Annotated in this window: 23 protein-coding genes, 1 tRNA gene and 1 pseudogene; 11 read left to right on the forward strand and 14 right to left on the reverse strand. The window is 67.5% G+C overall.

Annotated features, from left to right (window positions below; all coding sequences use genetic code 11):
- Positions 1–17 precede the first annotated feature (17 nt).
- From ggt to rsmD, 5 genes are all read right to left on the reverse strand, one after another.
- Entirely contained in the window at positions 18–1,763 is a 1,746-nt protein-coding gene (gene ggt / locus CSC76_RS11530; protein ID WP_425500863.1) for a gamma-glutamyltransferase, read from the reverse strand.
- 48 nt (positions 1,764–1,811) lie between these two features.
- Positions 1,812–2,060 (reverse strand): YfhL family 4Fe-4S dicluster ferredoxin, encoded by a 249-nt coding sequence (locus CSC76_RS11535; RefSeq protein WP_055940809.1) that lies wholly within the window; start codon positions 2,058–2,060, stop codon positions 1,812–1,814.
- Between the two features lie 81 nt (positions 2,061–2,141).
- Complete coding sequence (locus CSC76_RS11540; RefSeq protein ID WP_162110156.1) at positions 2,142–2,636, reverse strand: hypothetical protein; 495 nt, start codon at positions 2,634–2,636, stop codon at positions 2,142–2,144.
- 44 nt (positions 2,637–2,680) lie between these two features.
- A complete protein-coding gene (coaD, locus tag CSC76_RS11545) occupies positions 2,681–3,187 on the reverse strand; it encodes a pantetheine-phosphate adenylyltransferase (protein WP_162110157.1) in 507 nt (168 codons plus the stop codon).
- The gene (rsmD, locus tag CSC76_RS11550) at positions 3,184–3,837 is read right to left on the reverse strand and encodes a 16S rRNA (guanine(966)-N(2))-methyltransferase RsmD (RefSeq protein WP_162110158.1); all 654 of its coding nucleotides are present in this window, start codon (positions 3,835–3,837) and stop codon (positions 3,184–3,186) included. Before rsmD ends, coaD begins: the two co-directional genes overlap by 4 nt.
- 110 nt (positions 3,838–3,947) lie before the next feature.
- Here rsmD and htpG point away from each other — a divergent pair, with 110 nt between their 5' ends.
- Positions 3,948–5,846: a molecular chaperone HtpG gene (htpG, locus tag CSC76_RS11555; protein WP_162110159.1), complete on the forward strand. Its 1,899-nt coding sequence runs from the start codon at positions 3,948–3,950 to the stop codon at positions 5,844–5,846.
- A 217-nt stretch (positions 5,847–6,063) separates the two neighbouring features.
- Here htpG and CSC76_RS11560 read toward each other — a convergent pair whose 3' ends face one another.
- Positions 6,064–6,363, reverse strand: a complete 300-nt coding sequence (locus CSC76_RS11560) for a hypothetical protein (protein ID WP_162110160.1) — start codon at positions 6,361–6,363, stop codon at positions 6,064–6,066.
- A gap of 123 nt (positions 6,364–6,486) precedes the next feature.
- Between CSC76_RS11560 and ftsY the strand changes: the two genes are divergently transcribed.
- From ftsY to CSC76_RS11575, 3 genes are all read left to right on the forward strand, one after another.
- Positions 6,487–7,680 (forward strand): signal recognition particle-docking protein FtsY, encoded by a 1,194-nt coding sequence (ftsY, locus tag CSC76_RS11565; protein ID WP_162110161.1) that lies wholly within the window; start codon positions 6,487–6,489, stop codon positions 7,678–7,680.
- A gap of 105 nt (positions 7,681–7,785) precedes the next feature.
- A complete protein-coding gene (gene mutY, locus CSC76_RS11570) occupies positions 7,786–8,865 on the forward strand; it encodes an A/G-specific adenine glycosylase (RefSeq protein ID WP_162110162.1) in 1,080 nt (359 codons plus the stop codon).
- A 3-nt stretch (positions 8,866–8,868) separates the two neighbouring features.
- Positions 8,869–9,138: an oxidative damage protection protein gene (locus CSC76_RS11575; protein WP_162110163.1), complete on the forward strand. Its 270-nt coding sequence runs from the start codon at positions 8,869–8,871 to the stop codon at positions 9,136–9,138.
- Positions 9,139–9,154: 16 nt separating this feature from the next.
- Here the strand turns inward: CSC76_RS11575 and CSC76_RS11580 are convergent, their stop codons facing one another.
- Positions 9,155–9,607, reverse strand: a complete 453-nt coding sequence (locus tag CSC76_RS11580) for a DUF6491 family protein (protein WP_162110164.1) — start codon at positions 9,605–9,607, stop codon at positions 9,155–9,157.
- A 178-nt stretch (positions 9,608–9,785) separates the two neighbouring features.
- Here CSC76_RS11580 and CSC76_RS11585 point away from each other — a divergent pair.
- From CSC76_RS11585 to CSC76_RS19410, 3 genes and pseudogenes are all read left to right on the forward strand, one after another.
- A tRNA-Phe gene (locus tag CSC76_RS11585) sits at positions 9,786–9,861 on the forward strand.
- 115 nt (positions 9,862–9,976) lie between these two features.
- Complete coding sequence (locus CSC76_RS11590; protein WP_162110165.1) at positions 9,977–10,687, forward strand: rRNA pseudouridine synthase; 711 nt, start codon at positions 9,977–9,979, stop codon at positions 10,685–10,687.
- 202 nt (positions 10,688–10,889) lie between these two features.
- Positions 10,890–11,138: pseudogene (locus CSC76_RS19410) on the forward strand (antibiotic biosynthesis monooxygenase family protein); the annotation flags it as partial.
- Between the two features lie 91 nt (positions 11,139–11,229).
- Here CSC76_RS19410 and CSC76_RS11600 read toward each other — a convergent pair.
- Positions 11,230–11,739 carry a Rid family hydrolase gene (locus tag CSC76_RS11600; RefSeq protein ID WP_162110166.1) on the reverse strand — a complete coding sequence of 170 codons (510 nt, stop codon included), beginning with the start codon at positions 11,737–11,739 and terminating at the stop codon, positions 11,230–11,232.
- A gap of 193 nt (positions 11,740–11,932) precedes the next feature.
- On the opposite strand from CSC76_RS11600, the gene CSC76_RS11605 reads away from it, so the two are divergent.
- On the forward strand, positions 11,933–12,268 hold the full coding sequence (locus CSC76_RS11605; protein WP_162110167.1) for a hypothetical protein: 336 nt from the start codon (positions 11,933–11,935) through the stop codon (positions 12,266–12,268).
- On the opposite strand, the gene CSC76_RS11610 is transcribed toward CSC76_RS11605, so the two are convergent.
- From CSC76_RS11610 to CSC76_RS11630, 6 genes are all read right to left on the reverse strand, one after another.
- Entirely contained in the window at positions 12,248–13,114 is an 867-nt protein-coding gene (locus tag CSC76_RS11610) for an alpha/beta hydrolase (protein WP_162110168.1), read from the reverse strand. The genes CSC76_RS11605 and CSC76_RS11610 overlap by 21 nt on opposite strands.
- Positions 13,115–13,128: 14 nt before the next feature.
- On the reverse strand, positions 13,129–13,395 hold the full coding sequence (locus CSC76_RS11615; RefSeq protein WP_162110169.1) for a hypothetical protein: 267 nt from the start codon (positions 13,393–13,395) through the stop codon (positions 13,129–13,131).
- Positions 13,396–13,474: 79 nt separating this feature from the next.
- Positions 13,475–14,929, reverse strand: coding sequence for an MFS transporter (locus CSC76_RS11620; protein WP_162110170.1), 1,455 nt, complete (start codon positions 14,927–14,929; stop codon positions 13,475–13,477).
- 124 nt (positions 14,930–15,053) lie between these two features.
- Entirely contained in the window at positions 15,054–16,514 is a 1,461-nt protein-coding gene (locus CSC76_RS19060) for a putative glycoside hydrolase (RefSeq protein WP_238394948.1), read from the reverse strand.
- Positions 16,478–17,593, reverse strand: coding sequence for a glycoside hydrolase family 3 protein (locus tag CSC76_RS19065; RefSeq protein ID WP_238394949.1), 1,116 nt, complete (start codon positions 17,591–17,593; stop codon positions 16,478–16,480). Before CSC76_RS19065 ends, CSC76_RS19060 begins: the two co-directional genes overlap by 37 nt.
- Before the next feature lie 134 nt (positions 17,594–17,727).
- Positions 17,728–20,496, reverse strand: coding sequence for a TonB-dependent receptor (locus tag CSC76_RS11630; RefSeq protein ID WP_162110171.1), 2,769 nt, complete (start codon positions 20,494–20,496; stop codon positions 17,728–17,730).
- A gap of 252 nt (positions 20,497–20,748) precedes the next feature.
- Between CSC76_RS11630 and CSC76_RS11635 the strand changes: the two genes are divergently transcribed.
- The 3 genes from CSC76_RS11635 (at position 20,749) to CSC76_RS11645 (ending at position 24,598) form a co-directional block, all read left to right on the forward strand.
- Positions 20,749–22,212: a glycoside hydrolase family 30 protein gene (locus CSC76_RS11635; RefSeq protein WP_162110172.1), complete on the forward strand. Its 1,464-nt coding sequence runs from the start codon at positions 20,749–20,751 to the stop codon at positions 22,210–22,212.
- An 83-nt stretch (positions 22,213–22,295) separates the two neighbouring features.
- Positions 22,296–22,769 (forward strand): LEA/WHy family protein, encoded by a 474-nt coding sequence (locus CSC76_RS11640; RefSeq protein ID WP_202923523.1) that lies wholly within the window; start codon positions 22,296–22,298, stop codon positions 22,767–22,769.
- 35 nt (positions 22,770–22,804) lie between these two features.
- Positions 22,805–24,598 carry an acyl-CoA dehydrogenase C-terminal domain-containing protein gene (locus tag CSC76_RS11645; RefSeq protein WP_162110174.1) on the forward strand — a complete coding sequence of 598 codons (1,794 nt, stop codon included), beginning with the start codon at positions 22,805–22,807 and terminating at the stop codon, positions 24,596–24,598.
- Positions 24,599–24,836: the final 238 nt, after the last annotated feature.

Here is a 24,836-nt window from a genome sequence, read left to right on the forward strand (position 1 = left end):
CCCGGATTCTACGCCTCTCAGCGCGACGGGGCCGACTCGACGACCTTGGCGGCGCCGACCGGATTGCGCGGGTCGCTGCCACCCATCAGGGTGTTGGTGGCCTTGTCCCACTCCACCGTCTGCAGGTTGCCCCAGACATGGCTGGAACCGCGACCGCCCTGTGCGGCGTTGCCCGGCACCTTGAACCTGTGGCCCATGGCCTCCAGCGTCTGCTGCGTGCCGGGGCTGAGTGCGTCGGTCTCCATCTCGATCAGGTCCGGCATCCACTGGTGGTGGAAACGCGGCAGCGCGGCGACCGCCTGCGGCTCCAGCCCCGCGTCGTAGCCCAGGATGCCCAGCAGCACCATGGTGATGATGCGGCTGCCACCCGGCGTACCCAGCACGGCGACCTTCTGCGGCGACTCCAGGAAGGTCGGCGTCATCGAGCTGAGCATGCGCTTGCCGGGCTTGGGCGCATTGGCGTCGTAGCCCATCACGCCGAAGGCGTTCGGCGTGCCGGGCTTCAGCGCGAAGTCGTCCATCTCGTTGTTCAGCAGCACGCCCGTGCCCGGCGGGATCAGGCCCGAGCCGTACAGCAGGTTGACGGTCTGGGTGCCGGCGACGCGGTTGCCCTCGGCGTCGATGATGGAGAAGTGGGTGGTTTCCTCGTCCTCCAGCGGCGTCTGCTGGCCCGACAGCTGGTCGCTGGGCGTCGCCTTCTGCGGGTTGATCGTCGCGCGCAGGCCGGCCGCGTAGTACGGGCTGGTCAGCGTCTTCATCGGGATCCGCACGAAGTCCGGATCGCCCAGATAGAACGTGCGATCGCGGAATGCGCGGCGCATCGACTCGACGATCAGGTGCGTGCGCTGCGCCTCGTCGAGCTTCGACAGGTCGTAGGCGTCGAGGATCTGCAGCATCTGCGTCAGCGCCACGCCGCCGGACGACGGCGGCGGCGCGGTGGTCACCTTCCAGTCGTTGTACTGGAACGTCAGCGGCTCACGCTCGCGTACCGTGTAGCCGGCCAGTTCCTTCGCGGTCCACTGCCCGCCCTCGGCCTTCACGCCGGCCAACAGGCGCTTCGCGGTTTCGCCCTTGTAGAAACCGTCGAAGCCCTGCGCGGCCAGGCGTTCCAGCGTGCGCGCCAGGTCCGGCTGCCTGAAGAGGTCGCCTTCCTTGATCGGCTGTCCGTTCGCGAGGAAGACCGCGCGCGTGCCCTTGTACCGTTCCATCACCTCGCGGCGCGCCTGGTAGCCACGTGCCATGCGTGCATAGACGGGGAAGCCTTCGCGCGCAGTACGGATCGCGGGCGCCAGGGATGTCTTCAACGGCAACCTGCCGTACTTCGCCGCCAGGTGGACGAAGGCGGCCGGCAGGCCGGGGATGCCGGCAGCCCAGGGGCCGTTCTCGGCGCGATCGCGGTTGAACTCGCCATTCGGCAGCAGGTACTTGTCCGGCGTCGCAGCCGCAGGCGCGGTCTCGCGCGCATCGATGAAGACGTCCTTGCCGGTCTTGCCGTCGTGCAGCAGGAAGAATCCGCCGCCGCCCAGACCGGAACTGATCGGCTCCACCACCGACAGGGTGGACGACACCGCGATGGCCGCGTCGAAGGCGTTGCCGCCCTGCGCGATGACATCCAGTCCCGCCTGCGTGGCGAGCGTGTGCGCGCTGGCGATGGCGACGCCGGGCGGATGCGCCGGGGCGGACGGACGGACAGCGTCGGCCGCCGGTGCGGCGGGCACGAACGCGCCGAGCAACAGCAGGGCGAACAGATGGCGCTGGGTCACGATCTCTCCTGGACGATAACCGGGACGGAACACCGCCAGCGGAGCGGATCAGCCGGCCTGCAGCCGCAGCATCTTCGCCAGCAGTGCTTCGTGGGTCTCAGGATACGCCGGATCGGGATCGATGCACTCCACCGGGCACACGACGACACATTGCGGTTCGTCATGATGGCCGACGCATTCGGTGCAGCGCGCCGGATCGATCACGTAGATCGTCTCGCCCATCGAGATGGCCTGGTTGGGACAGGCCGGCTCGCAGACATCGCAATTGACGCAGAGCTCGTTGATCTTGAGGGACATCTTTTTCCGTCATTCCCGCGAAAGCGGGGATGACCTACCGGCCAAGGCGTGGCCGCCCATGGGCGGCCACGCGCGGAAAGGTCACTTGGCTTCGACGAACACGTATTCGGCGCCGCTCGGCGCCACCGCGGTCTTCACGCGCTCGCTGTCCTCGGCCTTGCCGATGAACAGGATGCGCACACCCTTGAAGGTGTCGGCTTCCACGCCGGCGAACGCGGCCACGGCCAGGTCCGCGATCTTGACGCTGGACGGCGAACCGAACGCGATCAGGTTGCCGCTGGTCACGCCACGCGCCACCGCGCCCTTGGCCTGCTCCAGCTGGCGGCCGTACTTGGCCTCGAACTCCGGATCGGTCTCGGCCGGCAGGTAGTAGACGTACGGGGTGTTGGTGATCGTGCCCATGTTGGCGTCGACCACCTTGCTCAGGTACTCCTTCCACGGGCCGTCTTCGGTCGTGGTCGGCGCCACCAGGGCGACTTCGGCCGGCCCGGCCGGGGCTTCGTCCTGCTTCTTGCACGCCGCGAACGGCAGCACGAGGCAGGCGGTCAGCAGCATGCGGGTTGCGATGTTCTTCATGGGTGTTCCCCCTCCTGTTGGATCTGTTGTCGGAATGCGGGCGCTCAGACGCCCTTCTGTGACTGCCATTGTGCCTTGAGCGCGGCAACCACCGCCGGCGGCACGAAACCGGACACGTCGCCGCCCAGGCGCGCGATCTCGCGCACCAGCGACGAGGAAATGAAGCCGTACTGCTCGGCGGGCGTGAGGAACAGCGTTTCCACCTCGGGAATCAGGTGGCGGTTCATGCTGGCCAGCTGAAACTCGTACTCGAAGTCGGACACGGCGCGCAGGCCGCGCAGCAGCACGCCGCCGCCGACCTCCTTCACGAAATGGGCCAGCAGCCCGTCGAAGCCGCGCACCTCCACGTGGGGGTGCCGGGCCACCGCGTCGCGCGCCAGCGCCACGCGCTGGGCCAGCGGCAGCGCCGGGCCCTTGCCCGGGCTTTCGGCCACGCCGATGATCACCCGCTCGAACAGCGGCGCGGCGCGGTCGATCAGGTCGATATGACCGTTGGTGATGGGGTCGAACGTGCCGGGATACACCGCCGTCCGGTTGCGTGCCACAGTCATTCAGTCGTCGCCGGCGAATCGTCGTGGCGCAGTGTACCAGCGCCCTGCGGGGCCGGGGCGCGATACAGGGCGTAGCGCACGTCGCGCGTCTGGCCTTCGCGATGCAGGACCCAGCCCGGGGGCGCGGGTGGCACCGTTCCGGCCGGCGATTCCACGTAGACCCACGCATCCGTCGCCAGGCGCGGCTGCAGCGCCGCCAGCGCCGGTTCCCACAGTCCGTCGGCGAACGGCGGGTCCAGGAAGACCAGATCGAAGGTCGCCTGCTGTCCTGCCAGCCACGCCAGCGCGTCCTGCGCCACCACGGTCGCCTGGGCGCCCAGGCGCACGCACGCGTCGCGCAGCGCGGCCGCTAGGCCGGGGTCGCGCTCCACCAGGGTGGCGTGTGCGGCTCCCCGGGACAGGGCCTCCAGCCCCAGCGCGCCGGTCCCGGCGAACAGGTCCAATACCCGCGCGCCCGGCAGCACCGGCATCAGCCAGTTGAACAGGGTCTCGCGCACGCGGTCGCTGCTGGGGCGCAGGCCGGGACGATCGGGCACCGCCAGCTTCGTGCCCCGCCAGCGGCCACCGATGATCCGCACCTGGCCGTTTCCGCGCGGCGCGGAAACGGCCAGGTGCGGATCATCGGCACGACGGTGATGGGAGTTCCCCATGATACGTCCCCGCACAGCGCGCACGGTTGAGAAAGCCGGACCCGGCCCATACACCGGACCCCATCGGCCGCAGCCTGCGGCCCGCAACCGATCCACGGAGCACGACCACGATGACCACCGAAACCCGCAAGGAAACACTGGGCTTCCAGGCCGAAGTGAAGCAGCTGCTGCAGCTGATGATCCACTCGCTGTACTCGAACAAGGAGATCTTCCTGCGCGAGCTGGTCTCCAACGCCGCCGATGCCGCCGACAAGCTGCGGTTCGAGGCGCTGAAGGACCCGAAGCTGCTGGAGGAAGACCCCAGCCTGCGCATCCGCATCGGCTTCGACGCCGACGCGCGCACGATCACCATCGACGACAACGGCATCGGCATGAGCCGCGACGAGGCCGTCGCGCACCTGGGCACCATCGCCAAGTCCGGCACGGGCGAGTTCCTGCGCGCCCTCAGCGGCGACCAGAAGAAGGACGCCAACCTGATCGGCCAGTTCGGCGTGGGCTTCTACAGCGCCTTCATCGTGGCCGACCGCGTGGACGTGTTCAGCCGTCGCGCCGGCCTGCCCGCCAGCGAGGGCGTGCACTGGTCCAGCGCGGGCGAAGGTGATTTCGAGGTGGCCACGGTCGACAAGGCGGAGCGCGGCACCCGCATCGTGCTGCACCTGAAGGAAGGCGCGGAAGGCTTCGCCGACGGCTGGAAGCTGCGCGGCATCATCAAGAAGTACTCCGACCACGTCGGCCTGCCCATCGAGATGCCGAAGGAGCGCTACGGCGAGGACAAGCCCGCCGCGCCCGAATGGGAGGCCGTCAACAAGGCCAGCGCGCTGTGGACGCGACCCAAGGCGGAGATCAAGGACGAGGAGTACACCGAGTTCTACAAGCACATCGCCCACGACTTCACCGACCCGGTGGCGTGGAGCCACAACAAGGTCGAAGGCAAGCTGGAGTACACCTCGCTGCTGTACGTGCCCGGCCGCGCGCCGTTCGACCTGTACCACCGCGACGGCGCCAAGGGCCTGAAGCTGTACGTGCAGCGCGTCTTCATCATGGACCAGGCCGAACAGTTCCTGCCGCTGTACCTGCGTTTCCTGCGCGGCGTGGTGGACTCGTCGGACCTCTCGCTCAACGTCTCGCGCGAGATCCTGCAGTCCGGCCCGGTGGTCGACTCGATGCGCTCGGCGCTGACCAAGCGCGCGCTCGACATGCTGGAGAAGCTGAGCAAGGACAAGCCGGAGGACTACAAGGCGTTCTGGACGAATTTCGGCCAGGTGCGGAAGGAAGGCCCGGCCGAGGACTACGGCAACCGCGAGAAGATCGCCGGACTGCTGCGGTTCGCCTCCACCCACGACGCCTCGGGCGAACCCAGCGTGGCGCTGGCCGACTACGTGGCACGCATGAAGGAAGGCCAGGACCGGATCTACTACCTCACCGGCGATGCGTACGTGCAGGTGAAGGACAGCCCGCACCTGGAGATCTTCCGCAAGAAGGGCATCGAGGTGCTGCTGCTCACCGACCGCATCGACGAGTGGATGATGGGTTACCTGAGCGAGTTCGACGGCAAGTCCTTCGCCGACGTCGCCCGCGGCGACCTGGACCTGGGCGCGCTGGACAGCGAGGACGAGAAGAAGGCCCACGAGGAAACCGCCAAGGCCAAGGAAGCGCTGGTGGAACGCCTGAAGACGGTGCTGGGCCTGGACGTGGCGGACGTGCGCGTCTCCCACCGCCTGACCGATTCGCCCGCCATCCTGGCCATGGGCCAGGGCGACCTGGGCGTGCAGATGCGCCAGTTGCTGGAGGCCAGCGGCCAGCAGGTGCCGGAGAGCAAGCCGGTGTTCGAGTTCAACCCCGACCACCCGCTGATCGCCCGGCTGGACGCCGAGAGCGACGCCAACCGCTTCAACAGCCTGACCCGCGTGCTGTTCGACCAGGCCGCGCTCGCCGCAGGCGAGAGCCTCAAGGACCCGGCCGGCTACGTGAAGCGGCTCAATGCGCTGCTGCTGGAATTGTCGGCCTGAAGGACCCCTTCTCCCCGCATGCGGGGAGAAGGTGCCCGAAGGGCGGATGAGGGGCGAACGGAGAGGCGGGAAGTGAGACGTTTCGTGCGCTGAAGAGGCGTGTCACTCGACAGGGACATCGGTTATTGCCGCATCCCGGCTCCGTCCGCCCCTCACCCGCCTTCGGGCAACCTTTCCCCGTAAACGCGGAGAGGGAGAGCTCACATGGATGCCGGCGTTACGCGCTTACATCCAGCAAACTGCCCAGCGTCTGGTCCGCGACCTTCAGCACGAACACGTTGGCGCCGGCCATCGCCTTGTAGGTCTGCGGGGCGGCCACGTCCTCGAGCGGCGGGGCCGGTTCGGGGGGCGCCCCGCCCACGGCCGCCGAAACGCCCCCCGTCGGGCCGGCCGACAGCCCCACCGTCTGCCGCGCGGCGTCCGGCGTGGCCAGGTTGGCGATGTGGTGGGCCGCGGCCTGCATGCCCAGCGCGGCGGCGCGCAGGCCGGAGGTGGCGATGCCGGCGATGGGGGTCATGCAATGACTCCAGAGGGTTTGCAGCCTCGATATCGGCCACCGCCGGCCCCACTTTAGCCCGGCGTCCACGGTCCGCCGACAGGCCGGTGGTAGCATGTCGCCCTCTTCGAGATCCCCCCTGAAATGATCGGTTTTTTCCGCCGCAAGAAGCCCCAGGACGGCCCGGACGCCGCCCAGACCCGCCCCAGTACCGAGGAACTCGCCGCCGCCTTCCCGCGCGCACCGGGCGAAGCGCTGCCGGCGGACACGAACCCCGCTTCCGACCGGGCGGCGGAGGCACCGGCGCCTGCATCGGCGGTGGCCAGCGTCGAGGCCGCCCCGATGGCCTCGCCCGTCACGCCTGCTATGCCGGCCGAAGACCGGGAGTCCGCCGATTCGGTTCCCGCCGCCGCCGCGGGCAAGTCCGGCTGGCGCGACCGCCTGCGCCGCACCAGCGCCGCGCTGGGGCTGGCCGGCCTGTTCACGCGCAATCCGCGCCTGGACGACGACCTGCTGGACGAGATCGAAACCGCACTGCTGACCGCCGACGTGGGCGTACCCGCCACCACGGCGATCATCGAGAACCTGCGCAAGCGGATGAAGGAACGCGAGTTCGCCGATGCGCAGGCGCTCCTGAAGGCCCTGCGCACCGACCTGATCGCGCTGATCGCGCCAGTGGCCAAGCCACTGGTGATCGATGCTTCGCGCAAGCCCTTCGTCGTGCTCACCGTCGGCGTCAATGGCGTGGGCAAGACCACCACCATCGGCAAGCTGGCGCGCCGCTTCAAGCAGGATGGTCACAGCCTGATGCTGGCCGCTGGCGACACCTTCCGCGCAGCGGCCGTCGCCCAGCTGCAGACCTGGGGCGAACGCAACGGCGTGCCCGTGGTCGCGCAGGGCCAGGATGCGGATGCCGCGTCGGTCGCGTTCGACGCATTGCAGTCCGCCAGGTCGCGCGGCTTCGACGTGCTGATCGCCGACACCGCGGGCCGCCTGCACACGCAGACCGGCCTGATGAACGAACTGGGCAAGATCCGCCGCGTGCTGGGCAAGATCGACGACACCGCGCCGCACGAGGTGCTGATGGTCATCGACGGCACCACCGGGCAGAACGCGCTCTCCCAGCTGCGCCAGTTCCACGCCGCCGTCGGCGTCACCGGCCTGGTGGTCACCAAGCTCGACGGTACGGCGAAGGGCGGCGTGGTGTTCGCGCTGGCGCGCGAGTTCGGCATTCCCATCCGCTATGCCGGCATCGGCGAACGCGTGGAAGACCTGCGCGTGTTCGATGCCGAAGCGTTCGTCGATGCATTGCTGCCGGAAGCGCTGGGTGGCGGCTGACATCGCCACATCCTTTGTAGGAGCGGCCCATGGCCGCGATGCTTTCCCCTTCCGATCGAGCAGGGGCATCGCGGCCATGGGCGGCTCCTACGGATGCATTTCTGGATGATCTCCGACCGCATCGCCTTCAGCGCCCGCCTGCTGGCCTGGTTCGACCGCCACGGTCGCCACGACCTGCCCTGGCAGCATCCGCGCACGCCGTATCGCGTATGGCTGTCGGAAATCATGCTGCAGCAGACGCAGGTGGCAACGGTCATTCCGTACTTCCTGCGTTTCATCGAACGCTTTCCCACCCTGCCTGATCTCGCCGCGGCCTCCACCGACGACGTGATGGCGCATTGGGCCGGGCTGGGCTACTACGCCCGAGCGCGCAACCTACACGCGGCCGCGAAAGCCTGCGTGAACGGGCACGGCGGCGAGCTGCCGCGCGACATCGAGGCCTTGCACGCGCTGCCGGGGATCGGTCGCAGCACCGCCGGCGCGATCCTGTCGCAGGCCTGGAACGACCGGTTCGCCATCCTCGACGGCAACGTCAAGCGCGTGCTGGCCCGCTTTCATGGCATTGCGGGATGGCCCGGGTTACCGGCGGTGGAAAAGCAGCTGTGGGCGCTGGCGGAACAGCACCTGCGCGACGTACCCGACGGCCGCCAGGCCGACTACACGCAGGCGCAGATGGATTTCGGCGCCACCCTGTGCACGCGCGCCAGGCCGGCATGCGCGGTATGCCCGCTGCAGGACGACTGCGTGGCGCGCCGTGAAGGCCTGGTCGACGCGCTGCCCACGTCGAAGCCGTCGAAGCAGCTGCCCGAGCGCGAGGCCACCGCGCTGTGGCTGGAGAATCCCGCCGGCGACATCCTGCTGCAACGGCGCCCCGAAACCGGCATCTGGGCCTCGCTGTGGACACTGCCGCAGGCCGATACCGATGCGGACATGCGCGACTGGTTCGCGCGGGAGGCGAAGGGCGACTACGACGCGGCCGAGACGCTGCCGGTGGTGGTGCACACCTTCAGCCACTACCGCCTGTACCTTCAGCCGCTGCGGCTGCGCAAGGTCGCCCTGCGCGAGCGGGTGCGCGACAATGACGGCCCCGTATCCAGTACGGGCCAAGCTCTGCGCTGGGTCGCGCGCGGCGAACTCGCCACGCTGGGCCTGCCGGCGCCCATCCGCAAACTGCTAGGAAATTGACCGATGGCCCGCACCGTCTTCTGCCAGTACGAACAACGCGAAACGGAAGGGCTGGATTTCGTGCCTTACCCCGGCGAGCTGGGCAAGCGCATCTTCGCCAACGTCGGCAAGCCCGCCTGGGCGGCATGGCTGGCGCACCAGACCATGTTGATCAACGAGAACCGGCTGTCGCCGCGCGATCCCAAGCACCGCGCCTTCCTGGAGACGGAACTGGAGAAGTTCCTGTTCGGCGGCGGCGCGGAGAAGCCGGCGGGCTACGTGCCCACGCCGTAGGGTGCATGGCGGCGCTTCAGGACTTTGTTTCGCGCTCCACGGCCGACGCCTCGCGCAGTTCCTTCTCGCTCGCCCGCAAGGCCTTCACGTCGAGGGGGCGGATGGTCTGGATGCGGCAGGGGATCTTGATGCTGGAAGTGCCGGCGCCCAGCGGCAGCACGTCGTCGAAGCGCGCCGACACGCGGTTGCCGAACTGGGTGATGCTGATGGCCATGGCGTACTCCAGGTCCGGGCAGCGGCCACTCAGTTCCAGCAGATAGGCTTCGCTGGGCTTGGTCCAGACGGCCAGGGCGGCGTCGCCCAGGGGGCTCCAGCCGTTGAGGGTGCCGAAGTAGCGGAAATCCTTGACGGGTTCGCCGGCGTGATCGCGGTAGAGGGCCAGCTTTTCGGTGGTGCTCAGCTTGGGGCCAGTGGCGCAGCCCGCCAGCAGGGTGGCGGCCAGCAGGGCCAGGGGGATCAGGCGCTTCATGGGGCGGACTCCTGTCTTTCCGGTGGGGCTTTCGACAGCGCAGATGATGCGCCGGTGGTGGACAGGTGGCGCGCGGCGGCCGGCGCCACGTTCAGCCCGGGTGCGGCTTGCCATCCCCCGCGCCGATCCGTATCATCTGCGGCCTTCGCACCGGCTCGGCCGTCCTGCGACAGATCCTGGCCTGGTAGCTCAGTTGGTAGAGCAGCGGATTGAAAATCCGCGTGTCGGTGGTTCGAATCCGCCCCGGGCCACCATATCGAATCCGGAAGGCCTGCAGCGATGCAGGCCTTTTGCGTATCCGTCGCCACCCTCGCCTCTTGCGGCGCCGCGCGGCGCGACCCTCTCCGCCTGCCGAGCCCTCCGGTCCCCATGTCCGAGCCCATCCGCCTTGCCAAGCGCGTTGCAGAACTGACCGGTTGCTCACGCAGCGAAGCCGAGCAGTACATCGAAGGTGGCTGGGTCACGGTGGATGGCGAAACGGTCGAAGCGCAGCAGCACCCCGTCACCGACGAGCGGGTGGAGATCGATCCGGCGGCCGAACTCGGCGCCGCCGAGCCCGCCACGCTGCTGCTGCACAAGCCCGAAGGCATCACGTGGCAAGACGCGGCTGCGCTGGCGACGCCGGCCACGCACATGGCTGGCGACGACAGCGGTGTGCGCCCGTTGAAACGCCACCTGCACCGCCTTACCGCGCTCGTGCCGCTGGATACCGAGGCCAGCGGCCTGATGGTGCTCAGCCAGGACGGGCGCGTGTGGCGCCGCCTGAGCGAGGACTATGCACAGATCGAGCAGGAGTTCCTGGTGGAAGTCCGCGGTGAACGCGGGCCGTACACGCTCAGCCGCATTGGCCACGCGGCCACCTATCAGGGCCGCGGCCTGGCGCCGTGCAAGGTCAGTTGGCAGAACGAGGTGCGGTTGCGGTTCGCCATCAAGAACGTGCAACCCGGCGAGCTGCGCCACCGCTGCCGCGAAGGCGGGCTGGAGGTGGTGTCGATCCGCCGCCTCCGGATCGGCCGCATCGCCTTGGCGAAGGTGCCGGTGGGCCAGTGGCGCTACCTTCCGCCGGGCACGCGCTTCTAGGAGCGCCCCGGCCCCCGCGGCGACCGATGTTCTGAATCGCCGCGGGTTCGGTAGACATCTCCCCGCCACTCCTCGCGGCCATCGGAGGCAGACATGCAGGGGAAACGACATGCCGTTGACTCCCGCGGCATGCAGCCTGCCTTGACCCGACCGTGACTTACGACCCACGACACTGGGGGCCTCACCGGCAAGACTCGGCCCCATGTACCCGGATACTCCCCCGACATCCGTGTCCTACCGCTACGGCCTGGCCACCTTCATCAAGGTGCAGGAAGGCGCGCGGGACGCATTCATCGACGTGCTGGGCGAAGTGGCCACCGTCGCCTGCCAGACGCCCGGCTGCCTGGAGTACATCATCAGCCTGGTACCCGGCGAACCGCATGGCGTCTTCGTCACCGAGTTCTGGCGCAGCATCGACGACCAGCGCGGCGCGCTGCACCGGCCCGAGATCGTCGCCCTGATCGAGCGCTGTTCGCCCCTGATCGACCGTGTCGAACAGAGGGCGCTGGAGCCCGTGGCCGGACGCCACCGGCACTGCGCACTTACGGCTTCGGCGCGTCCGGCTTCGGAATATCCGCCTTCGGCGCACGACCCGAACCGATCATCGCCACCGCCCGCAGTTCCACCACCGCGCCCGGCGACAGCAAGGCCGACGTGCCCACGGCGCTCCATGCCGGATAGTGCGAGGGGAAGAACTCGTGGTGGATCGGCGCGAAACGCGCGAACTCGTCCTGGAACCCCGCCGCATCGGTCGGCCCCGTGTGGAACGTGGTCAGCTCCACCACGTCCGCATACGTCGCACCCGCCTGCGCCAGGTCCTTGCCCAGCGCCACGAACATGCGCCGCACCTTCTCTTCGTAGGTCCCGGGCCCGGCGGCGGGAATGCCCGACACGATGACCATCTGGCCCACCTTCACCACCGGCGTGTAGTGCCAGTCGTGATAGGCGGCTTCATGCCCGGGACGGGCGAAATGCTCGCGCGTGGGGGCGTCCTGCGCGAAGGCAGGCAGGGCGGCAAGCGACAGCAGCAGGCAGGTCGAGCGCAGCGGCATGGCATTACTCCGGATGGGACGCGCGAGTCTTGCCCTGGCACCGGCCATCGCCATGTCCCATCCGTCACGCCTTCCCCACGTCGTTCACCTGCGGCTGAATACCGCACCGGATGCGGCCGTCATCGCGGATCGCTTGACGCAGCCTGCACGCGCGGTGCCGCAAGGTCTGCACAGCCGCTTTCCGGAGCCCGCCATGGACATCGTGATGAAGAACGCCCCGCACGCACTCCCCGAACGCTTCGTCTGGCACCGCACCCCCGAAGGCTGCGAACTGCGTCTGGACGATGTCGCCATCGCCGAGGTCAGGCCCCTCAATGCGGGGCTGGTGCTGCGCGTGCTGGTGGAGGCCGGCGACATCGCGCCGTTCGAAATGGCCGTGCGTTGCGAAGAGCGCGCGATCGGCTGGGCCACGCAATGGGCCCGCCAGCGCGCCGGGATGCTCTGCCGGCACGTGGACCGACAGCGCACCGTCGCCTCGGCAGCGCAGGCGCGCGAGGCGGACGCCCCGTCACTCGCCTTGGCCGTCTGATCGGTCGACCGTCGGTGGCGGCGGCACCGCACCTCCCTCGCGCAGGCCGTGCAGAAACGCCACGCTGCGCTCCATCGCCTGCCGTCCGGCCTCGCTGTCCAGGTTGAACTGGTATTCGTGCGGCAGCGGCGGCGCGTGATCCCTGGGAAAGAACAACGCGTCCACGCGCACGCCCTGCTTCTGCAGCGCCGCGGCCATCACATGCGAATGCGGCTCCAGCGGATCGGCATTGCCGGCGCTGATGAAAGCGGGCGGGAACGCGGGCGTGACATGACGCGCCACGGAAAAGGTGTCCAGTCGCGGATCGTCGAGAAAATCCTTTCGTCCCATGTAGGACCACAGGACGGTCCGCATGAAGCCGGCGAACGGGCTGTCCCATTGCACCAGGCCGGCATCGTAAGGCCCGCAGAACAGCAGCGTACCGGCGAGCTGCCGCGGCGCCAGCGCAGGCGTGATGCCGATGCGGCGCGCATGATCCGGTGAGGTGATGGCGTTGGCCAGCTCGGCGGCGATCTGGGCGCCGGCCGAATCGCCTGCCAGCACGATGCGGTCGGCATCGATGTTCAATGCCTCGGCGTGCGCCTGCAGGTAGGACAGCGCCGCGTTGACCTGGCGCGTGGGCGTGGGCCAGGTGGCGCCGGGGGCGATGCTGTAGTCCACGTTGGCCACCACGAACCCGCGCGCGGCGAGGATCTTCAGGTAGTGGGCCACGTCCTGCCGCCGGCCGGACATGAAACCCCCGCCATGCACCCACACCACGGTGGTCAATCGTTCGTGGCCGCCCTGCACGTTCGGCGGGTAATACACGTCCAGCAGCGCGTCGGGATCGGTCGCGTAGTAACGCACTGCAGCGCGTTCCGTCACCCCGCGGGCAGGTGCTTGCGCAGCGCGTCGCTGGCCTCCGCCGCGCCCCGGTCGAACACCCAGCGGATCAGCAGCACCGAGGGCCAGGGACTCAGCTGGAACACCGCCCATGTGCCGACACCCAACACGCCCAGCGCCAGTGCCACGCGCAGTGCCCAGCGGCGCACCTTTCCCCCGCGTCCTTCTCCCGCCGTCATGTCCGCCCCCGCCGACCGTTCGCTGGCGCCGATGGTGCGCCATTGCGCGCCGGATACAAGGGCCAAACACAAAAAAGCCACCGGGCTGGCGCGTCGCCCGGTGGCTTGGGGTCGCACGCCGGCCTCTCGCCGGCGCGCACCGCACTCAGTGGCCGCTGCCGGCCGCGAGCTTGTCCAGGTCGATGCCCTGGTTGCGCAGCGTGCGGGTGGCCGCGATGGCGTAGAACGCCAGGTACGCGAAGCACGCCACGCCGACGATGAAACTGAAATGCACGCCGACCTTGTCGGCCAGCAGGCCCTGCGCAAGGCTGACCAGGCCGCCGCCCATGATCATCATGATCAGCAGGCTGCTGCCCTGGTTGGTCTTGTCGCCCAGGCCGGTGATGGCCAGGGCGAAAATGCATGGCCACATGGTGCTGCAGAACAGGCCCACGCTGATGAAGGCCACCACGCTGGTCCAGCCGGTGGTGAACATGCCGATCAGCAGCGCCGCGATGCCGCAGGCGGCGAAGTACAGCAGCATCCGCGCCGGATTGCCCTTGCTCGCCAGCGTGGCCAGGATCATCAGCACGATGACGGCGGCATAGCCGAAGAACTGCGAGACCTCGTGCTTCATGATGGCGTTGACGGCCAGGAACACGCCGAACGCCACGTAGGGCAGCAGCAGCGTCAGCCAGCGCTTGGCACCGGCGCCCACGTTGAACGCGCCCGCCGCGCCGCCCCAGCGGCCGATCATCAGGCTGGCCCAGTACAGCGACACGAACGGTGCGATCTGCGACGTCTCCAGGCCCAGGCCTTCCGGCGACTCCAGGTACGCCGGCAGGTTGCTGATGGTGGACACTTCCACGCCGACATAGACGAAGATGGCGATCATGCCCAGCACCAGCTGCGGGTAGCCCAGCGCCGATTTCCCGTGGATCAGCTTGCTGCTGTCCTGTGCTTCGGATTCGGACAGCTTCTCCAGGTCGATGTGGTTGGGCACCGAGGAGAACTTCAGGAAGATCGCCACCAGGATGAAGGCCACGCCCAGCACCAGGTAAGGCGTCTTGACGCTCTCGATGCTGGCTTCGGTGCCGCCCGACAGCACGCTGCCGAAGATCGCCACGCTGACCAGCAGCGGGCCGATGGTGGTGCCGAAGTTGTTGATGCCACCGGCCAGCGTCAGCCGCTGCGCGCCGGTCTTGGGGTCACCGATGACGATGGCCAGCGGATTGGCCGCGATCTGCTGCAGCGAGAAGCCTAGGCCCACGATGAACAGGCCGGACAGCATCAAGTTGAAGGAACCGGTGTTGGCTGCGGGATAGAACAGCAACGTGCCCAGCGCGGAGATCACCAGGCCCAGGCAGATGCCGTTCTTGTAGCCGATGCGGTTGAGCAGATCCAGGCCCATGACCTTGGATATCGCCACGTAAATCAGCGAGCCTACGGTGTAGGCCACGTAGAACGCGACGGCCACGTACTGGCTTTGTGCCTGCGTCAGGTTGAAGGCTTTCTTGAACACCGGGATCAGGATGTCGTTGCTGGCCGCAACGAAGCCCCAGAAGAAGAACACGGTGATCAGCACGCCGAACTGCGACCATCGGGTGGTTTGGGTGGTCATGTATTGGTATGCCTACTGGTAAGGTATCCGGACGGAACGGCCAGCCTACGTAGCCGCCGCGCGATTGCAACTTGCACTGCGGCAGCGCCCCGCGACGACATCGCGGGACGCTGCGCGAATGGCCTTACTGCGCGCACTTCACCACGTCGGCGCCATCGGCCGCGCCGGCCACCACCCGGATGTCGGTGAAGGCCGCGGCGAACGGCGCATCGGCGGTGATGCTGAAAGGCGTATCCACGCCGGTCAGGTCGGCGCCCAGCTTGCCGAAACAGGCCAGCGGCACCTTGACGGTCTGCTTCCTGCCGACGGCGTCGCCGGAGAAGGTCGCGGTCAGGTCCAGGCTCGCGCCGCACGCCGCGCCGCACCCCAGGGTGAACTGCACCGGCTTGGCCGGCGCCTGCTTGACCACCACGTCGAACTGCACCACGCCCCGCGCCGTCGCCATCGCGGCCAGGTTGTTCTTCGACGGGTTGCGGGCGAAGAAGCGCGCGGGCGCCAGCCAGGTCACTTCCTTGGCATCCTGCTGCGTGTTGACCTGCACGGTGGCCACCTGCAGCGCGGGCTTGGCCTGCGGCCAGCGCTGGGTGGCGTTCATGTCGTTGCCCACGGCCTGGGTCGCGCCGCCAGCTTCCATCTGCAGGGTGAAGGGCGCGATGTCGGACTGCTTGAAGATGCCCAGCGCGGTGGCCTCACCGCAGCTCGCCGTCGCGTCTTCGGGCAGCGTGCCGACCGGCTTGGTGTCGCCGTAACGCAGGCCGCTGTCCAGCGCGAACTGCGGCGTGCTGTCGGCGTTCGGACAGGCCACCGCGGGCCACGGGAACGTCAGCTTGCCGCGGAAGTCGTGCGCCGGCTTGCCGTCCGCACCCGCCACGAGCACGTCGGTGATGCCCTTGCCTTCCGTGCCCGGCAGCCACGCCGCGACGAAGCTGCTGGACAGGTTGAGCAGATCGTTCGCGTACAGCGCGCGGCCGGACAGGAACACCGTCACCACCGGCTTGCCCGTGACCGCCGCAGCCTTCAGCACGGCCAGGTCTTCGGGGTGACGACGGCTGTGGGCCATCGTGTCGGACGGCACGATGTCGCCGTTGGTCTCGGCATACGGCGTTTCGCCGATGGCCGCGCCGACGACGTCGTAACTGGCCGGGTCCACGCCCTCCGCGCTGTCGCGCAGGATGACATTGGCCTCGCCCAGCTGCTCGCGCAGCCCGGCGGCGATGCTGTCGGCGTTGGGGAAGTCGGCATTGGTGTTGTCGGTGCCCTGCCAGGTCAGCGACCAGCCACCGGTCTGGTGGGAGATGCTGTCCGCGCTCTTGCCCACCAGCAACACACGCTGGCCCTTCTTCAGCGGCAGGGGGGCGCCATCGTTCTTCAGCAGTACCAGCGACTCACGCACGGCACGGCGGGCCAGGTCGCGATGCACCAGCGACTCGGGCTTGCCGGCGAACTGGCTGGCGGACGGCTTGTGCTCCCACAGGCGTGCGCGCAGCTTCACGCGCAGGATGCGGGTGACGGCGTCGTCGATGCGGGCCTGCGGGATTTCGCCGGACTTCACCTGGGCAATGGTGTTGGCGATGAGGACTTCCATGCATCCGGCACCATCACCATGTCGATGCCGGCGTTGATCGCCTGCGGGCAGCTGTCGTCCTTGCAACCGGTCACCTGGCCGATGCCGTTCCAGTCGGACACCACGAAACCGTCGAAGCCCATTTTCTCCTTCAGGGCCACGGTCAGCAGGTCGCGGGAGCCGTGCATCTTGCCGTAGTCCTTGCCGGCGGCGATGTCGTTCCAGCTGTTGAACGAGGCCATCACCGTCTGCACGCCGGCCTCGATGGCACCGTAGTACCCCTGCCCGTGCACGTTGATCATCTGCGCCTGCGTGACCAGCGCATTGCCCTGGTCCTTGCCGCCGTCGGTGGCGCCGTCGCCGATGAAATGCTTGGCGGTGGCGACCACGTTGCCGTCCTTGTCCAGCAGCCCCTGCATGCCCTTGACGTAGGCGGCCGCGTATTCGCGGATCAGCGCGGGCTGGGAGGAATAGCTCTCGTAGGTGCGTCCCCAGCGCGCGTTCTGCGCGACCGCGACGGTCGGCGCGAACGTCCAGGTCACGCCGGTGGCGCGCGTGGACTGGCCGGTCGCTTCGGCGATGCGCTCGATCAGTTCGACGTCATGCGCGGCGCCCAGGCCGATGTTATGCGGGAAAATGGTGGCGCCGTAGACGTTGCTGTGTCCGTGCACGGCGTCGGTGCCCCAGATCACCGGCACCGGGATCTTCGCATCCGTGCCCATCGAGGCGTCGTAGTAGGCATCGGCCAGCGCGACCCAATCCTGCACGCTGGCGTGCTTGTTCTTTGCCGGCCAGGAACCGCCACCGTTCAGCACCGAGCCGATGTAGTACTGGCGCACTTCCTCCGGCGTGATCGACTTGATCTCCGGCTGCACCATCTGACCGACTTTCTGCTCCAGCGTCATGCTGGCCAGGATTTCGGCCACGCGGGCCTCGATGGCCGGGTCCTTCGCGAACCGGCTTTCCAGTGCCGGCCAGTCCTTCAGTTCGGCGGAGGCATCCGCGGCGGCGACAGGCGGGGTTTCGGCATCCTTCTGGCCGGTACACGACAGGCAGGCCAGTAGGCTGGCCCCCAGCAGGGTCATTCGGATTGACTTCACTCGCATCTCCCTCGGTGTTGGCGGCGCGCACGCGGTCCGCGGCAGGACCTGCGCGGCGCCGGAATGGCCGACGGGATGCGGGGGCATGCCCCCGCATCCCGTCAGGTACTGCGGCACTCACACGTTGTGTGCGATCACAGCTTGTAGCGGAAGCCCAGCAGGTACTGGCGGCCGTACTCCTTGTATTCCGACGGCAGGAAGATCGTCTGGTCGATACCGCCCGCCGTGGTTTCCGTGCGATAGGGCTCGTTGGTCACATTGTTGACCTGCAGCAGCACGGACAGGCCGGAAAGCTTGCTCGTCTCGGGGAAGTCGTAGCCCACCTGGAGGTCCATGGTGCTTTCGGCCATGGTGTTCTGGTAGATCCTGTCCCCGAACAGCGAGGCGTACTCGCCACGGTACTCATCGCGATAACGCTGGCTGATCCGCGCCGAGAAACCATGCTTTTCATAGTACACGGTGGCATTGGCGACGACCTTCGACAGGCCTGGCAGGGTATCGGTGCTGGAACCGCCCGGACCATCGGGATCAATGGACGACTCGGTGTAGGACGCATTGAGCAGCAAGCCGAAGCCGTCCAGCGAAGGATGGATCATGTCGCCGCCAATCGCCCCACTGAGTTCCGCGCCGCGCATGTAGCCGCCGCTGCCATTGACGGGCGTGCTGAAATTGCCCCAGTTGGAGATCGGCGTGATTCCCAGATCGTCGTACCCGGTGAAATCCCAGCGCACGTTCTGCGTGTAGATGTAGGTTTCGAGGCTCTTGTAGAACACGGCCAGGGCCGCGTAGGTGGTGGGGCCGAAGTACTTCTCCAGGGAGATGTCATACGCCGTTGCGCGATAAGGCTCCAGCTTCGGGTTGCCACCACTTCCGCTCCATTCGCGCGTGGTGACATCGACACCGGCCGTGGTGTACGCGCCCATCTGCTCGATGGGGCCGCGCATCAGCGTTTTCGCCGCAGCGAAGCGCAGCAGCAGACCATCACCGAAGTCGGCCGACAGATTCATGCTGGGCAGGATGTCGCCGTAGGAGGCTCCGATGGTCTGTCCGCCCGCGATCACCCAGTCATTCGACGCATCGCGCGCCACGGTCGGACCGGTGGAACTCTGCTCGGAGCGGACGTACTGCACGCCGACATTGCCGCGCAGACGGATCGTGTCGGTCATGTCCAGGTCGATGTTCGCCTTGGCATAGAAGGTCTTGATGTCCTCCTCGATGCCGTAGTTCTTCATCAGGTCATTTTCGCTGGCTTCGTAGCGCAGATCGTAGAAACGACCGAGCAGGTCCCTGGCATTGAAGTTGATCACGTTGCCCAGACCGATGAAATCCATCGATGCGTGACCATGCGGCACGGCGTCCATCCGGATCGGCGTGCGGCCGTTCTTCAGGTCGACGTAGTAGGCCACGTAATCGCGGTCCTTGTTCCGGCGCGTGACGTTGACGCCCACGTCGTAACTGCGCAGGAAGTCCGACGACTCGACGAGACGGTTAAGCTCGATCCGCCCCGACTTCAACGTATCCTCGGTCGACGCCACGTCCGTTCTGCCGTCACGTCCCCAGCCCATCGCATCCATGCCCAGGTAGATCTGGGTGGGATCGTCCAGTCCCGGGATGTTGAAGCTGTTGAAACCCTTGCCGGTCTGCAGGTTGAAGTCGATGGTCCGCGGCGTGCCGAACGCGGATTGCAGTTCCAGTGTCGAGCGCGTGCTCTCCGCGCGGGAGTAGCTCAGATCGGTCTTGAGGGTGTAGATGTCACCCCACTTGATGGTGTTCGCCCAACCCGCCGAGAACAACTTGTCTTCGCGCGTGTTGACTTCATTGAGCATGTTCAACGCGCCGACATTGTTGAGCGTTCCGCTGGTGACCACCGGAACTCCGCCCACCGTCGTCGTGCCGACGTTGGTGTAGGTCACCGGATTGCCACCCGCGTCCCTCCACCACGGGTCGTTGTTCCACATGATGCTGTTTTCCACTTCGTCCTGATCGAATGTGGAGTGGTAGACATCGAGGATGCTGTGGAACGTGTCGCTGGGCTTGAACTCGAACACCGCCATGACGCCGTCACGGGTGATGTCGCGCGACTTCAGCGAAGCTTCGCCCGCCTGCCGCGCCACCGCGTCGGCGGGCTTGCCCGCCTGGGGAGCGCCCCAGGTGTCGGGATTGCCCCACCACCATGCTTTTTCCTGCTGCTCCTGGAAGGGCGAATCCATGCGGGCCACGCCGATGGCGAAGCCGATGGTGTCGTTGGCGAACTGGTCAACGTACGACGCACTGGCGCGGTAACCCTTGTCGCTGCTGCCGTCGATCAGCTTGCCCAGCGAGTTGTACTCGCCCTGCCCACTGAAAGTGATCCGGCGGCCGTCGAAATCCAGCGGACGGATCGACTGCATGTCGACGGTACCGGAGAGTCCCTGCCCCACCAGCGAAGCATCCGGCGTCTTGTAGACGGTGACGCCGTTGATCAGTTCGGCCGGGTACTGGTCCAGCTCCACGCCGCGACTGCCGCCGGTGCTGACCTGCTCGCGGCCATTGAGCAGCGTGCCGCCGAACTGCTCGGACATGCCGCGGATGTGGATCACCTGGGCGCGTCCATCCACGCGCTGCATGGTCAGGCCGGGCAGGCGAGAAATGGAGTCGGCGATGCTGATGTCCGGCAGCTTGCCGATGTCTTCGGCAGATACCACTTCCACGATCGACGTGGATTCGTTCTTGGTCTCGACCGCGGTCGCGATGGCGGCGCGGATGCCGGTGACGCGGACGGTGTCCAGCGTCTCGACGCTCTGCTCGGCGGGCGCGGCCTCCGCCTGCTGGGCCTGCGCGGCCAGCGGGAATGCGAGCGCCAGGCAGCACGCCATGGCCAGTTGTTGCTTGCGCAGGGCATGACGATGCGCGCGCGGGCTCATGCCCGCAGCGGGGTTTGTTTGGTGCATATGGTCCCTCTCCGACCGTGGTTGACAGCGCTGTCATATCGAAGCTCCAATGCACTGTCAACAAATTCGTAACATCCCCGTACCGTCGGAGCGCACAGGATTGAATTTGCTTGATGCGCGCCACCTCACAGAGAAATCGTCGCTGCACTGCAGCAAACGCTTTGCGCGGATTCCGGGAGGGATTCGCGGCGCAGCCACGACATCCTCAGAACCAAGGACTCCCGCATGACCCGACCTTTTTCCGGCCGCTTTCATCCCCTGCTCGCCAGCCTCGTCCTGATGGCATGGGCAGGTGCGCCGCGGGCCGCCGAGCAGCCCGCTCCCGCCGAAGTGTCGGTATGGATCACCACCGCCGACCGCACCCGCGCACTGGCGCCTTCGGCCCCGGCGCGTTTCGCCGGACGGGCGTCCGCGCGGCCGCAGATCGTGGTCGACGACACGCAGCGCTTCCAGGAGATCGTCGGCTTCGGCGCTTCGCTGACAGATTCGTCCGCCTGGCTGATCCAGCACACGCTGGACGCGCGCCAGCGCGATGCCCTGCTGGAAGAGTTGTTCGGCCGCGAGGGGAACGGCCTGGGCTTGAGTTTTTCGCGTCTGACCATCGGCGCGTCCGACTTCTCGCGCCACCATTACAGCCTCAACGACACGCCGGACGGCACGCCGGATCCCGACCTGAAGCACTTCAGCATCGACCAGAACCGCGGCGACGTCATTCCTGTCGCGCGCGCCATGCTGGCCATCAACCCGCAACTGAAGATCATGGCCTCGCCGTGGAGCGCGCCGGGCTGGATGAAGGACAGCAACAGCCTGATCCAGGGGCGCCTGCTGCCGCAGTACTACGATGCCTTTTCCCGCTACCTGCTGAGGTACGTGGATGAGTATGCCGCCGAAGGCATACCCATCTTCGCGCTGACCGTGCAGAACGAGCCGGACTACGAGCCGAAGGACTATCCCGGCATGCGCCTGAACGCACCTGCGCGCGCGCGGCTGATCGGCGACCACCTGGGCCCGATGATCGCCCGGCGCGGCAGCGGCCCCCTGATCTTCGACTGGGACCACAACTGGGACAAACCGGAAGAACCGATGGGCGTGCTCTCCGACCCGGTCGCCGGCAATTACGTGGATGCCGTGGCTTGGCACTGCTACGGCGGCGACGTGGCGGCGCAGTCGCCCGTGCACGACGCCTTTCCCGACAAGGACGCCTACATGACCGAGTGTTCCGGCGGCGACTGGGAACCGGTGCGCAGTGGCGGACTGCCCCTGCAGATGAAGAACATCATCATCCGCAGCATGCGCCACTGGGCGCGCGGTGCCCTGTTCTGGAATCTGGCGCTGGACGAGAACAATGGCCCCTATGCCGGCGGATGCCACACCTGCCGCGGCGTGGTGACCATCGACTCGCGTACGGGGGACATCACCCGCACGGACGAGTACTACGCACTGGCGCACGCCAGCCGCTTCGTGCGCCCCGGCGCCCACCGGATCGCCTCGAGCGGGCCGACCGACGATCTGGACAACGTCGCTTTCCGCAATGCCGATGACGGTTCACTGGTCCTGCTGGTGAGCAACTCCGCCATCCAGCCCCGCCGCTTCAGCGTGGCGCATGGCGAGCGCCGGTTCGCCTACACGTTGCCGGCACGCAGCGTGGCGACCTTCGTATGGCGGTCTGACGCAACGCAACACGACTGATTCGCCCGGCTGCGTCCCGAAGTGTCATCCGGGGCGCCATACGCCGTAGTATCCTGCCGCTTTCCCCATGGAGCAGCGGCATGATGCGGCGTATTTCCCTGCTGGTACTGATGGCGACCTCGGTCCTGCTGGCCGGCTGCGGCAGCGGCATGGTCCGGCGCGTCTCGGATCCCGCCGTGAGCGTGCAGCAACTCACGGTGAAGGCGGATGGCCAGTGGATGGTCGAACTGCGCCTGCAGAACTACAGCAGCATCCCGATGCGCTTCGACACCGTGAAGGTGGAGGTCCGGGTGGGCGACCAGGCCGCCGGGACGCTCCAGGCCACGCCCGGCCTGTCGGTCGGGCCGGAATCGGCCGACGTCGTGACGGTGCCGTTCGCGCCCGCCAGTGCGGCGCGCATCGTGGTCGCCGACGCGCTGGCCGGACGGCGTGGCCTGCCGTACACCCTGACGGGCAGCGCCGAGGCGACGCCCGAGGACGCCAAGGTCCGCAGCTTCGATATCGACACCCGCAACACCCTCAATCCCGTCCCCGGCCTGGACGGCGTGCTGCGCTGAGCGGCACCCCTCTGCCCGACTTCCCGAGACCCTGCATGAGCGCGTCCTACAAAGCCCCCCTCTCCGACCTCCGCTTCGCCCTGTACGACGTGCTGGGCGTCGAGCCGCTGTTCCAGCGCCTGGGCTATCCCGATGCCACCCGCGACATCCTCGATGCGGTCCTGGACGAAGCCGCCCGCTTCTCCGAAACCGTGCTCGCCCCGCTCAACAGCGTCGGCGACGAGATCGGCAGCACGCTGGACAAGGCCACCGGCGAAGTGACGACCCCACCAGGCTTCAAGACGGCGTACGCCCAGTTCGTGGAAGGCGGCTGGACGGGCCTGACGGCCTCGCCCGACTTCGGTGGGCAGGGCCTGCCGCACACCATGGGGGTGCCGCTCAACGAGATGGTCAACGCCAGCAACCTGGCGTGGGGCAACTTCCCGCTGCTGTCGCACGGCGCGGTGGAGGCGCTCAAGCACCACGGCGAGGCGTGGCAGCAGGAGGTCTTCCTGAAGCCGCTGGTCGAGGGCCGCTGGACCGGCACCATGTGTCTGACCGAACCGCATTGCGGTACCGATCTGGGCCTGCTGAAGACCAAGGCCGAACCGAATGCGGACGGCAGCTACGCCATCACAGGCACCAAGATCTTCATCACCGCCGGCGAGCACGACCTGACCGACAACATCGTGCACCTGGTGCTGGCCAAGCTGCCGGATGCGCCGCCCGGCGCGAAGGGCATCTCGCTGTTCGTCACCCCGAAATTCAAGGTGGCGCGCGACGGTACGGTCGGCGAACGCAATGCGCTGGCCTGCGGCTCGATCGAGCACAAGATGGGCATCAAGGCGTCGGTCACCTGCGTGATGAATTTCGACGGCGCGCAGGGCTATCTGGTGGGCCAGCCGCACAAGGGGCTGCAGGCGATGTTCACCATGATGAACACCGCACGCCTCGGCGTCGGCCTTCAGGGTATCGGCCTGAGCGAACGCGCTTACCAGAATGCGCTGCGCTATGCGCGCGAGCGCCTGCAGACGCGTTCGCTGAGCGGTCCGAAGTTCCCCGACAAGCCGGCCGACCCCATCATCGTGCATCCCGACGTGCGCCGCATGCTGCTGACGATGAAGTCGCTGATCGAAGGCAGCCGCCTGCTCGCCCTGCATGCCGGCAGCCTGATCGACGTGGCCAACCATGCCGAAGATCCGGCCGAGCGCGAGCGCGCCGACACACTGGTCAGCTTCCTCACCCCGATCTCGAAGGCCTGCCAGACCGAATGGGGCATCGAGAACACCTATCACGCGCTGCAGTGCTTCGGCGGCCACGGCTACATCCATGAGCACGGCATGGAACAGCTGGCACGCGACGCGCGCATCACCACCCTGTACGAAGGCACCACCGGCATCCAGGCGCTGGACCTGATGGGCCGCAAGACGGCGTCCACGCAGGCGGCAGGCCTGAAGCTGTTCCTCGCCGAGGTGCATGCGTTCGCCCAGCAGCACAAGGACGACGCCACGCTGCGCGAGTTCATCGATCCGCTGCAGCAGAAGGCCGCCGAGTGGGCGGGACTGACGAAGAAGGTGCTGGAACGTGCCGCGACGAACCCGGAGGAGATCGGCGCCGCGAGCACCGACTACCTGTTCTATTCCGGCTACGTGGTGCTGGCCTACTGGTGGGCACGCAGCGTGGCCGCGGCGCAGGCGTCGGCGCATGGGAACGCGTTCAAGCAGGCCAAGCGCGAGACCGCGCGGTTCTACTTCGCACGCATCCTGCCGCGTACCCTGGCGCACGCGGCCGCCATCGAATCCGGCGCAGACACCCTGATGGCGATGGACGACGCGCACTTCGGGGATTGACCCGGCCGGCCGGAAGCGCGCGGCCTGCGCGCTTCCGGCGAAATCCCTCGCGCGTTATACACATTTCGTCAACATTTGGGTATAACCTGCTTCTCCATGGAAGCAGGCTATACCCAAATGTTGAAGAAATGTGTATAACTGTCTCGTATACACATCCGACGCTGTGGACGATCTTACGAGTGATGCTAATGAGGGGAGCTGGCGTGACAAAATGAGAATGACGTAGTACGTGCATGTG

Source organism: Pseudoxanthomonas mexicana (genome assembly GCF_010093385.1).
Lineage (GTDB): Bacteria > Pseudomonadota > Gammaproteobacteria > Xanthomonadales > Xanthomonadaceae > Pseudoxanthomonas_A > Pseudoxanthomonas_A mexicana.

Bases quoted from the DNA above. Each gene is read 5' to 3' on its own strand.
- CSC76_RS11535 (WP_055940809.1), bottom strand. From the start codon at position 2,060: ATGTCCCTCAAGATCAACGAGCTCTGCGTCAATTGCGATGTCTGCGAG.
- CSC76_RS11540 (WP_162110156.1), bottom strand. From the start codon at position 2,636: ATGAAGAACATCGCAACCCGCATGCTGCTGACCGCCTGCCTCGTGCTG.
- coaD (WP_162110157.1), bottom strand. From the start codon at position 3,187: ATGACTGTGGCACGCAACCGGACGGCGGTGTATCCCGGCACGTTCGAC.
- rsmD (WP_162110158.1), bottom strand. From the start codon at position 3,837: ATGGGGAACTCCCATCACCGTCGTGCCGATGATCCGCACCTGGCCGTT.
- htpG (WP_162110159.1), top strand. From the start codon at position 3,948: ATGACCACCGAAACCCGCAAGGAAACACTGGGCTTCCAGGCCGAAGTG.
- CSC76_RS11560 (WP_162110160.1), bottom strand. From the start codon at position 6,363: ATGACCCCCATCGCCGGCATCGCCACCTCCGGCCTGCGCGCCGCCGCG.
- ftsY (WP_162110161.1), top strand. From the start codon at position 6,487: ATGATCGGTTTTTTCCGCCGCAAGAAGCCCCAGGACGGCCCGGACGCC.
- mutY (WP_162110162.1), top strand. From the start codon at position 7,786: ATGATCTCCGACCGCATCGCCTTCAGCGCCCGCCTGCTGGCCTGGTTC.
- CSC76_RS11575 (WP_162110163.1), top strand. From the start codon at position 8,869: ATGGCCCGCACCGTCTTCTGCCAGTACGAACAACGCGAAACGGAAGGG.
- CSC76_RS11580 (WP_162110164.1), bottom strand. From the start codon at position 9,607: ATGAAGCGCCTGATCCCCCTGGCCCTGCTGGCCGCCACCCTGCTGGCG.
- CSC76_RS11590 (WP_162110165.1), top strand. From the start codon at position 9,977: ATGTCCGAGCCCATCCGCCTTGCCAAGCGCGTTGCAGAACTGACCGGT.
- CSC76_RS11600 (WP_162110166.1), bottom strand. From the start codon at position 11,739: ATGCCGCTGCGCTCGACCTGCCTGCTGCTGTCGCTTGCCGCCCTGCCT.
- CSC76_RS11605 (WP_162110167.1), top strand. From the start codon at position 11,933: ATGGACATCGTGATGAAGAACGCCCCGCACGCACTCCCCGAACGCTTC.
- CSC76_RS11620 (WP_162110170.1), bottom strand. From the start codon at position 14,929: ATGACCACCCAAACCACCCGATGGTCGCAGTTCGGCGTGCTGATCACC.
- CSC76_RS19060 (WP_238394948.1), bottom strand. From the start codon at position 16,514: ATGGAAGTCCTCATCGCCAACACCATTGCCCAGGTGAAGTCCGGCGAA.
- CSC76_RS11630 (WP_162110171.1), bottom strand. From the start codon at position 20,496: ATGAGCCCGCGCGCGCATCGTCATGCCCTGCGCAAGCAACAACTGGCC.
- CSC76_RS11635 (WP_162110172.1), top strand. From the start codon at position 20,749: ATGACCCGACCTTTTTCCGGCCGCTTTCATCCCCTGCTCGCCAGCCTC.
- CSC76_RS11640 (WP_202923523.1), top strand. From the start codon at position 22,296: ATGCGGCGTATTTCCCTGCTGGTACTGATGGCGACCTCGGTCCTGCTG.
- CSC76_RS11645 (WP_162110174.1), top strand. From the start codon at position 22,805: ATGAGCGCGTCCTACAAAGCCCCCCTCTCCGACCTCCGCTTCGCCCTG.